Origin of the sequence: Streptomyces sp. NPDC006326 (genome assembly GCF_040612915.1) — a bacterium.
GTDB lineage: Bacteria > Actinomycetota > Actinomycetes > Streptomycetales > Streptomycetaceae > Streptomyces.
Map to the genome: position 1 here is coordinate 56,216 of NZ_JBEXRC010000044.1, position 9,878 is coordinate 66,093.

General features: G+C 74.1%; 7 protein-coding genes. 3 read left to right on the forward strand and 4 right to left on the reverse strand.

Annotation, left to right across the window (positions count from 1 at the left end; all coding sequences use genetic code 11):
- Positions 1 to 200: 200 nt before the first annotated feature.
- The 3 genes from ABZ128_RS28175 to ABZ128_RS28185 all read right to left on the reverse strand — a co-directional run bounded on the left by ABZ128_RS28175 (position 201) and on the right by ABZ128_RS28185 (position 2,627).
- Positions 201 to 941, reverse strand: coding sequence for a zf-HC2 domain-containing protein (locus ABZ128_RS28175; protein WP_356851780.1), 741 nt, complete (start codon positions 939 to 941; stop codon positions 201 to 203).
- The gene (locus ABZ128_RS28180) at positions 938 to 1,549 is read right to left on the reverse strand and encodes a sigma-70 family RNA polymerase sigma factor (RefSeq protein WP_356851781.1); all 612 of its coding nucleotides are present in this window, start codon (positions 1,547 to 1,549) and stop codon (positions 938 to 940) included. Before ABZ128_RS28180 ends, ABZ128_RS28175 begins: the two co-directional genes overlap by 4 nt.
- 82 nt (positions 1,550 to 1,631) lie before the next feature.
- Entirely contained in the window at positions 1,632 to 2,627 is a 996-nt protein-coding gene (locus ABZ128_RS28185; RefSeq protein WP_356851783.1) for a DUF1996 domain-containing protein, read from the reverse strand.
- A 218-nt stretch (positions 2,628 to 2,845) separates the two neighbouring features.
- Between ABZ128_RS28185 and ABZ128_RS28190 the strand changes: the two genes are divergently transcribed.
- The 3 genes from ABZ128_RS28190 (at position 2,846) to ABZ128_RS28200 (ending at position 8,752) form a co-directional block, all read left to right on the forward strand.
- Entirely contained in the window at positions 2,846 to 3,592 is a 747-nt protein-coding gene (locus ABZ128_RS28190; protein ID WP_356851785.1) for a DUF1838 family protein, read from the forward strand.
- A 405-nt stretch (positions 3,593 to 3,997) separates the two neighbouring features.
- The gene (locus ABZ128_RS28195) at positions 3,998 to 5,770 is read left to right on the forward strand and encodes a S8 family serine peptidase (RefSeq protein WP_356851797.1); all 1,773 of its coding nucleotides are present in this window, start codon (positions 3,998 to 4,000) and stop codon (positions 5,768 to 5,770) included.
- 183 nt (positions 5,771 to 5,953) lie between these two features.
- Positions 5,954 to 8,752 (forward strand): LuxR family transcriptional regulator, encoded by a 2,799-nt coding sequence (locus ABZ128_RS28200; protein ID WP_356851786.1) that lies wholly within the window; start codon positions 5,954 to 5,956, stop codon positions 8,750 to 8,752.
- A gap of 8 nt (positions 8,753 to 8,760) precedes the next feature.
- On the opposite strand, the gene ABZ128_RS28205 is transcribed toward ABZ128_RS28200, so the two are convergent.
- A complete protein-coding gene (locus ABZ128_RS28205) occupies positions 8,761 to 9,651 on the reverse strand; it encodes a glycoside hydrolase family 19 protein (RefSeq protein WP_356851798.1) in 891 nt (296 codons plus the stop codon).
- Between the last annotated feature and the right edge of the window lie 227 nt (positions 9,652 to 9,878).

Here is a 9,878-nt window from a genome sequence, read left to right on the forward strand (position 1 = left end):
CCGGCCCCTCACTCCCGGTTCCGCACCCTGCTGTGCACTCCCCGGTGCGTCGTGGCCTCCCGGGCTGCTTCCCGGGCTTCCCAGGCTCCGGCGCGGCATCGCGGCGCGGCCGCCATCGGGCGCAACGGCGCAGGTCCGGACGGCCGCTGCGGCCGCCCGGACCTGCCGGACCTCCCGGATCGCCCGATGGGACGGGACCGTTACGTGCGCACCGGTACCGAGACGAAGGCCTTGCCCGCCTCGTTCTCGACGAGGACCTCCTTGACCTGGGAGGGGTCCACCGCCGCCGAGCCGTCCAGGGCCGCGCCCTTGCCCTCGCCGTTGTCCTGGCTGCCCACGACCCAGCCGCCCGCGGTGGTCCGCGTACCGTCCTTGGCCACCACGACCAGCCGGCAGCGCTCTCCCGAGGGCACCCCGGTCACCGCCGCGTGCACCCGCACCCACTTGGCGGCCGGGGTGACCTGCACGGTCATCCGGGCGCCGGTACGGACGTCGGTGGCGGACGCCACCCGCGTGCCCGGCACCGGAACGGGCGCCGTCGGGGACGCGGGGGCCGTGACCGCCGGGGACGGCGGGGGAACCTGCGCGACGGTCTCGCCGCTGCCGCCCAGTTGCGCCCCGGCCCAGAACACGGCCGCCAGCGAGGCCGCGGCGGCGAGCCCCGCGAGGGCCAGGCGGCGCCGCCGCGCGCCCGCCACCTCGCCCCGCACCTGCCGCAGCGTCCGCTGCAACAGCAGATCGCCGCCCTGGGGCGGGCCGTCGAGGAAGGCCTCCGCGGGCACCTCGCCCAATGCCGCCTCCATCTGCCGCAACGCGGCCACCTCCTCCCGGCACTCCACACAGCCGCTCATGTGCTCCTCGACCCGGCGCGCGTCCTGGGCGTCGAGGACACCGAGGACGTACGGTCCGAGCTGTTCCTCCTCGTGCCGCTGCCGGTTCATGCCACCACCTCCTGCAGTCCGGCGGGCTGCTGGGGCGGCCTGCCCGTTCGTCTGCCCTGCCGGGCGTTCCTCTCGCGGGCGCTGTTCTCCCGGAAGGCCTCGCGCAGGGCCTTGAGCGCGTAGTGCGAGCGCGATTTGACCGTGCCCGCCGGAATGCCGAGGCTGTCGGCGGCCTCGGCGACACTGAGCTGGCGGTAGTACAACTCCTTCAGCACGTCGCGGTGTTCCGGGGAGAGCCGGTCCAGGGCGCCCATCACGGTCATGGTGTCCACGACCGCGTCGGCGTGGTCGGCCTCCACCGGGGGAGCGGCCGCCGTGCCGGAGACCTCCGCCGGGCGGGCCGCCTTGGCCCGGTAGCGGTCGGTGATGATGTTGCGGGCCACCGTCAGCAGCCAGCCGCGCACCGATCCCTTTCCGTTGACCAGGACCTCCGAGTGCCGCCAGGCCCGGATCAGCGTCTCCTGGACGACGTCCTCGGCGGCGGCCCGGTCCCCGGTCAGCCGGGTGGCGTAGGCGAGCAGGGCGTGGCCGTGCTCCTCGTACACCGACCTGATCAGTGCCTCGTCGGTCGAGCCCCGCCGCGTACGGGGCCACAGTGGTCCGGCCATCTCACCCTCTCCGTCTTCCTCGCCCAGTGGTGCGGTCAGAACACGCGGCCCGGCCGGGGCCGGTTCATGTGACGCGCATCACTCAGGTGCGGCATGTGAGGCCCTCGTTGAGGCAGTCGACGAGAGCGGCCATCTGCCCGTCCGTCATGGCGTTCACGAACATCGCGTGGTCCGTCCGCGGGCTGTGCCGCTGCTCGGGGAAGGAGTCGACGGCGACGGGCGCCCCGGCGGGCACCTCGTACGCGAGGGAGATGCGCAGCTGCGGTACGGGGAAGGTGCCCTGCGGGCAGACGCCGCCCGCGGCGGGGAAGACGAGGTGCGCGCGGTGGTCCGGGCTCGCGGTGTCCAGACCGTTCCAGCAGCTGGGGAAGACGAGCGTACGGGTGAGGCGGTCCCCCGCGGGGCAGCGCGGATAGCTGGTGGTGTGCCGGTCGGGGGAGCCGGAGCAGCCCCAGCGGGCGCGGACGCCGGCCGCGCTGCCGGCGGTGTACGCCACCGCGTCGCCGGTCATCGCCCGCAGGAAGCGGGGCATCGCCACGACCTTGCTGACCGGACTGCCGCGGAACTCCACGGACACCGCGGACTCGGGCACGATCCGGCCCGAGTTGCCGTGCCCCGCGGCGTGCTCGTGGGGGCCGGCGCCCGGCTGGTCCGGGCGGCGCAGGACCGGCCAGTAGTACGTGGAGCGGTCGCCTCCGTGGCAGCTGGTCGCTGCGGCGGCCAAGGAGGCCTCCGTCGACGAGGCGTCCGTCGACAGGTTCCCCACGTAGGCGTGGGTGTGGTGGGCGCCGGAGCGCAGTCCGGGGGAGACCACCAGGTTGTCCTCGTTGTAGTGGCCCTCCTCGTTGCGCCCGCAGTCCACCGTCACCCGGCCGGCCGAGGCGTCGGGGCCGCTCGGCCGGGGATCGTCGGAAGTGGGCGGTACGTCACGTATGTCCACGAAGTCCCCGGCATGCGCACCGTAAGGGGATGATCCGCCCCCGCCGGACGCCCGCGAGGCCCCGAGCGCCGCGGCAGTCAGCCCGGCGCCCAGGACCAGACAGACGAGCAGGGTGAGCAGGCGGTGTTCATTCCCCATGCGGATCACGGTTGCCGGTGTCCGGCGCAGCGTCAACCTGGCATCCCACATGTCGGCCGGCGCCGTGCCGGCCCGGGCGGCAGGCGTCTTCCCCGGGGCCCCTCCGGCGCCGTGTCCGGGCCGTGTCCAGGGCGGTGCCGAACCGCCGAATTCCGGCCATTCCGGGGCGCGCCGCGCCTCCTTGCCCGGCCGGACGGCGCTCGCGCACAGTACGCGGCATGACACCCGCCGAGCTCCTGTACGCCCTCGCCCGCACCCGAGCCTCGCTCGACGGCGCCGAGGTGACCTTCTGGTGGACCGGGGACGTCCACGCCTGGGCCCCCGGCCGGCCCTACGAGAGGATCCTGGGCTTCGAAGGCCTCAACGTGGCCCGCCTGACCGGGGACGAGGAGACCGGCGGCTTCCGGCTCCTGACCCGCGAAGCCGCCTTCTACCTGGACCCGCGGACGCGCGAGATCCTGGACACCTGGCAGGACAAGCCGGTGGTCCACGTCTGGAACGACCCGGCCAACCAGAGACTGCGGCCCTTCCCGGTCCCCTTGACCGAGCTCGGCGACCAGGTCTGCTTCAGCCTGGAGATCCCGCTCGCGTACCCCTCGCCGCTCCCGGTCGCCGACTACCCGCTGAACTCCGCCGACGACACCTACCGCGCCCTGGAGCTGTTCCAGTTCTTCGCACCCCGCACGGTGCTGACCACCGACGCACCGAGCGTCCCCTGCACCATGTCCTGGACCCGGATGTCCCCGTGGCTGCCCTGGATGGAACAGGGCGCACGTCCGGGCGGCCTCACCTTCCACTGCCGCGGCCGCAAGCTCGGCTCCTACGCCGAGGTCCCCGAACGCACCCGCGCCCACATCGCGGCCCACCGTCCCGAGTTCGCGCACGCACCGCAGGAGTGGACGGAGCCGAACGAGACCAGCTGGACGTACTTCCGCAGGCTCCACCCCCGCCCGCAGGGCCGCTGAAGGGGCCCGTTAGGGTCGGCACCAGCAGGTGTAAGGGGGAAGTAAGAGGGGCGCGAGGGGGTCGACAAGGGTTTTCCCCGTATCGGGTTCATCCCCGCGTTGCCTACTGTCTGCCCACCGGCGATCTTTCCGCCCCGAACGGCCCCCGCCCCAACCCCACATGGTGCGAAGCCGTCAGGCCGGGGGGACCGCCTGCACCGCCGTTGTCCCTGCCCCGCCGAAGCGGCCGGGACGACGCGGCGAGCAGCGGTGGCCGGGACGGGTCTGACCAGCCCGTCCCCGGCCCCGTAGCCGCCGGCTCACCTCCCACACAGCTCCAACCGGCCGTGTCGGCCTGCCCGGACCCGGCCCGCGAAAGGGAACACAGTGCACGCATCGAGACGCAGGCTCATATCCGTGGTGGCGATGTCCGTCACCCTGCTGGCCGGCTCCGCCACCGCCGCCGTCGCCGTCAACGCCGCCGAGCCCGCCCCGGCCGCCGCTTCGGCCCTCCCGGCCCCGGCCGCGCCCACCGCGCCCGCGCCGGTCGAGAAGCTGATCGTCGGATACAAGTCCTCCGCCGCCGAGGCCAGCTCCAACACGGCCGCCGCCGACGACGCCGCCGCCAAGGGCAAGAAGGCCGGCAAGAACGCCAAGTTCGACCGCCGTCTCGGCACCGGTGCCGCACTGGTCAACCTCGGCGGCGCCGCCGCCCCGGCCGACGCGGCCAAGGTGATGGCCCAGTTCCGCGCCGACCCGGACGTCGCCTACGTCGAGCCGGACTCCCGCGCGTACGCCATGGCCACCCCGAACGACACCGAGTACGCCAAGCAGTGGGACCTCTTCGAGCCCACCGCCGGCATGAACGTTCCTGCCGCCTGGGACAAGAGCACCGGCTCCGGCGTCACCGTCGCCGTCATCGACACCGGCTACGTGACCCACTCCGACGTGGCCCCGAACATCGTGGCCGGCTACGACTTCATCTCGGACTCCACCGCCGCCCGCGACGGCAACGGCCGCGACAGCAACCCGGCCGACCAGGGCGACTGGAGCGCGGCCGGCGAGTGCGGCACCGGCTCCACCGCCAGCGGCTCCTCCTGGCACGGCACCCACGTGGCGGGCACCATCGCCGCCGCCACGAACAACGCCAAGGGCGTCGCCGGCATCGCGTACAACGCGAAGATCCAGCCCGTCCGCGTCCTCGGCAAGTGCGGCGGTGCCACCTCGGACATCGTCGACGCCATCACCTGGGCCTCCGGCGGCTCCGTCGCGGGCATCCCGGCGAACGCCACGCCCGCCAAGGTGATCAACATGAGCCTCGGCGGCTCCGGCACCTGCTCCAGCAGCTACCAGAACGCGATCAACGCCGCCGTCGGCCGCGGTACGACCGTCGTCGTCGCCGCCGGCAACAGCAACGCGGACGCGAGCGGCTTCACGCCCGCCAGCTGCAACAACGTGATCACCGTGGCCGCCAGCAACCGCACCGGCGACCGCTCCTTCTACTCCAACTACGGCGCGAAGATCGACGTCACCGCCCCGGGCGGTGAGACCCGCCGCGCCACGGACACGCCCGGCACCGTCACCACCCCCGAGAACGGCATCCTCTCCACGCTGAACTCCGGCACCACCACCCCGGGCTCGGAGATCTACAAGCCCTACCAGGGCACCAGCATGGCCTCCCCGCACGTCGCGGGCCTCGCCGCCCTGATGGTCGCCGCCAAGCCCTCGCTGACCCCGGCGCAGGTCGAGTCCGCGATCAAGGCCAACGCCCGCACCCTGGCCGGCACCTGCACCGGTGGCTGCGGCGCCGGTCTGGCCGATGCGGCCGCCACCGTGAACGCGGTGACCTCCACCCCGTCCACGGCGTTCGAGAACACCACGAACGTGTCCATCGGTGACAACACGACCGTGGAGAGCCCGATCACCGTCAGCGGTGTGGCCGGCAACGCCCCGGCCGCCCTCGCGGTCAACGTGAACATCGTGCACACCTACATCGGTGACCTGAAGGTCGACCTGGTGGCCCCGGACGGCTCCGTCTACACCCTGCACAACCGGGCGGGCGGCAGCACCGACAACATCAACCAGCAGTACACCGTGAACGCCTCCTCGGAGGTCGCCAACGGCACCTGGAAGCTCCGCGTCAACGACAACGCCGCGGGCGACACCGGCTTCATCGACTCCTGGAGCCTCGGCTTCTGAGGATCCCCCGGGATCTTGGCGAGGGATCGGTAGTACCGACCTTGTGAACGCTGCGGACCTGCTGATACACCGCGTATCGGCAGGTCCGCAGCGCTTTCCCGACCGCTGACTGAATTCTGCGTCACAATCCGGTTCCACCCGGCATCCGACCTCGTATTGTCGCCTCTCACAGGTAGGGCACAGGTGTGGGGACCGAGAGGCTGGTGGCTGTGCGTGGTGGCGGCGACGGGGCACGCTGACACGACCGTCGGACACGGTGAACTGATCAAGGCGGTCGACCGGGCATTGACCGCGCACGGGCGTGCGCTGCTCACCGGTCCCGCCGGCGCGGGCAAGACCGAGGTGGTCCGCGCCATCGCGGCCGCGGCCGAAAACCGCCACGAGACCGTGCTCCACCTCGCCCCCGAGGCTGCGGACCAGTGGATACCCGAGGCCTCCGCCGCAGCCCTGCTCGCCTCCGTGCCCTGCGCCGCGCTGGAACGCCTCTCCGGGCCCCAGCGCACGGCCATCGCCTTCCTGCGCCGCGAGACCGACGCGCCCCGGGCCGGCCGCGACCACGTGGCGCTGCGCCTCGCCGTCGTCGAGGTGCTGCGCACCCTCGCCGCCCAACGCCCCGTCCTGCTCGCCCTCGACAACGCCCAGTGGCTCGACGCGGAAAGCGCCGATCTGCTCCGGTTCGCCCTCCGGCTGACCCCGCCCGGCGTACGGGTCCTCGTGGCGGAATGCGTCCAGGGCGGCGCCCCGGTGGCCGAACCCCTCTGCGGTCCCGGCACCCCGGCGATCCGCGTGCCCCCGCTCGGCGCCGACCAGGTGGCCGAACTGCTCGTCCGCCACGGCCTGCCCGCCCGGCTCGCCGGCCGCATCCACCAGGCCAGCGGCGGAAACCCCCGCCTCGCCCTCGCCCTCGGCCACTCCCTCGCCGAAGCCGCCGGGGCCCGCGAGGGCAGCGCCCACCACGCCGACGGCCTGCCGCTGTCCGGGCAGGCCCGCGAGGTGGCCCGCCGACTGCTCGCCGAAGCCCCCGCCCAGGCCCGCCGCACCCTGCTGCTCGCCGCCCTCGCCGCGCGCCCGACCACCGCCCTGCTGCGCCGGGCCGGGCGCCCCGACGCCGAGGCCGAGCTCGCCCAGGCCGAACGGGCCGCGCTCGTCACCGTGGGGGAGGACGGAGCGGTCTCCTTCACCGCGGGGGCCCTGCCGATGGCCCTGGCCGCCGACGCGGGCTGGCCCGAACGCGCCGCCGGCCACGCCGCGCTGGCCGGAGCCGTCGACGATCCCGTCCAGGCCGTACGCCACCGGGCCCTGGCCGTCGACACCCCCGACGAATGGCTCGCCGCCGAGATCACCGAGGCCGCCGCGGCCTGCCGTAGACGGGGGCAGCGGGCGCTGGCCGCCGAACTCGGCCTGCTGGCCGCCGAACGCACCCCTTCCGACCGGGCCGGGGAGGAACTGGCCCGGCTCGTCGCCGCCGCCGAGGACGCCGGCTGGGCCGGCCGCGCCGACCTCGCCCGCCGGGCCACCCGGGCCGTACTGGCCCGCGACGCCTCGCCGGCCGACCGGGTACGGGCCCGGCTCGCCGTGATCGACGCCGCCGGGCAGGCGCTCGCCGCCCTCGACGAGACCTTCGCCTACGCCATGGCCGACGCCGAGGGCGACCCCGCCCTCCAGGCGGCGGTGCAACTGCGGATCGCCACGAAGTACAACCTGAGCGACGGCGACCCCGTCCGCTCCCGCGACGCGGCGGCCGAGGCCGGCGAGCTCGCCGCCCGGGGCGGCGACCAGGTCGCGGAGGCCATGGCGCTGACCGTACGGGCCCGCATGGGCCGCATCCTCGGGGACCCGGACGCCGAGGACATCCTCGCCGAGGCCCTGGCCCTGCCCGCGCCCGAGGTGCCGCTCGGCATGCGCAACGCGCCGCAGTACCTGGCCGTCCGGCACGCCCTCTTCGACGACCGCCTCGCCGCCGCCCGCCGCGAGCTGATGGTGCTGCTGCCCGCCGTCCGGCGCACCGGCTCCGCAGAGGACGTCTTCGAGGTGCTGCGCAGCCTCACCGAGGTCGAGCTGCGCAGGGGCAGGTGCGCCGTGGCGTCCGCGCACGCCCGCAGCGCGCTGGAGCTGACCATCGAGGCGGGCCTCTCGCCCGGCCCCGCCTGGTACGTCGCCGCCATGGCGGAGTCCGCCGGCGGCGGCTTCGCGCGGGCCGCCGGATACGCCCGCCGCGGCATCCAGGCCTCCGAGGAGGAGCACGACCAGGTGTTCCTCTCGCGCAGCCTCTACGCGCTCGGGCTGGTCGAACTGGCCACGGGGGAGGCCGCCAAGGCGGTGGCCACGCTGCGCCGGGTCGCCGAACTGGAGGAGGCCCAGCAGGTCGTCGACCCGTCCATCCTGCGCTGGCACGGGGAGCTGGCCGAGGCGCTGGTCGCCGCCGACGCCCCCGACGAGGCCGCCGCCCTGCTCGCCGAGGTCCACCGGGTCGCCGTGGACCTCGGGCGGACTTCCGTGGTGGCCGCCCTCGACCGGGCGCGCGGCCTGTGCCTGTCCGCCCGCGGGGCCGCCGACGAGGCCGTGGCCTTGCTGGAGGACACCGCGCAGCGGTTTGCCGCCCTCGAACTGCCCCTGGAACGCGGCCGTACGCTGCTCGCCCTCGCCCGGGTCGAGCGCCGCAGGCGCCGCCGAGCACCCGCCCGCGCAGCCCTCCTGGCGGCGGCCGCGACCTTCGCCGAGGCCGGCGCCAAACCCTGGGCCGAACTCGCGGGCGACGGCAGGGAGCAGGCCTCCGAACCGGGCGCCGCCGTCGCCCTGACGGCCTTGACGGACGCGGAGCGCCGCCTGGCGCTCCTGGTCGCCCAGGGGGCGAGCAACCAGGAGGCGGCCGCCAAGCTGTTCGTCAGCGTCAAGACGGTCGAGGCGCGGCTGACCCGGATCTACCAGAAGCTCGAAGTGCGCTCCCGGGCGCAGCTGGCCACGGTGCTGCAGGGCCGCTGACGGCCGGGTCAGCAGCCCAGGCGGTCGCCCGGGGTCACGCCCAGCAGTTGCGTGAAGCTCTGGTAGGCGTTGATCCGGCTCTGGACCTGGGCGGGGTTGCCGCCGTTGCATTCCAGGGAGCCGTTGATGGAGCGGATCGTCTCACCGAAGCCGGCGCCGCTGACCATGGCGGTGTGGGCCGTCATCGTGCCGGGGCCGTTCTGCGTGTTCCAGTACCAGAGCGCGGTCTTCATCGCGACGGACGGATCCTGTTCCACCAGGTACGGGTTGGCGAGCAGGTTGATGCCGAGGGCGTCGCCGGCCGCCTTGTAGTTGAAGTTCCAGCTGAGCTGGATCGGGCCGCGGCCGTAGTAGGCGGCCTGTCCCGCGGGGCAGCCGTAGGGCCGGCTCGCATCGCAGTAGTGCGGGTAGTTGGCCGTGTTCTGCTCCACGATGTACACGAGCCCGCCGGTCTCGTGGGAGACGTTCGCCAGGAAGGCGGCGGCCTCGCGCCGCTTGACCGTGTCGTCGCCGGTCGTGGCGAAGGCCGGGTACGCGGACAGGGCCGCGACCAGGCCGTCGTAGGTGTAGAAGGGGTTGCGGTTCGGGAACATCGAGTTGAACTGGGCCTCGGAGACCACGAATCCGGCAGGGTTGCCGGTGCCCGGATCGGGGTCCTGGCCGCCGCTGCCGCCGCAGACGCCGAGGTCGGACCAGACCCCCCACTGGCCGGTGGTGCCGGGGGTCTCCCCCTGCGTCCACCACTTCGCCTGCCAGTTGTGGCCGCCGTACGAGGCGCTCATGCCGTTGGTGTAGACGGCCGAGGCGGCCCACGGGCCGGCGCAGGCCGCTGCCGCGGCGGCGGGGGAGGCGGGGAGCGCGAGGGCGAGACCGAGGGTGGTCGCGGCGGCCGCTGCCAGGGCGAGGGCGCGGCGACGAAGCGCACGTATCACGGAACTGCTCCTTCAGTGGGGGGAGTTGCCGTGGGCGGTGGGGGCCGGCAACCAGGGCCACTGAAGCGAACATGGTCTGGACCTGTCAAGGTCTAGACCAAAAAGGAGCGCGGACCGCGCAAAAACGTCGGACTGCGACGGGCGCGGGCGGCAACGAGCAGGCCCGGGGGTGGCGCCGCACCCCCCCCACCGCA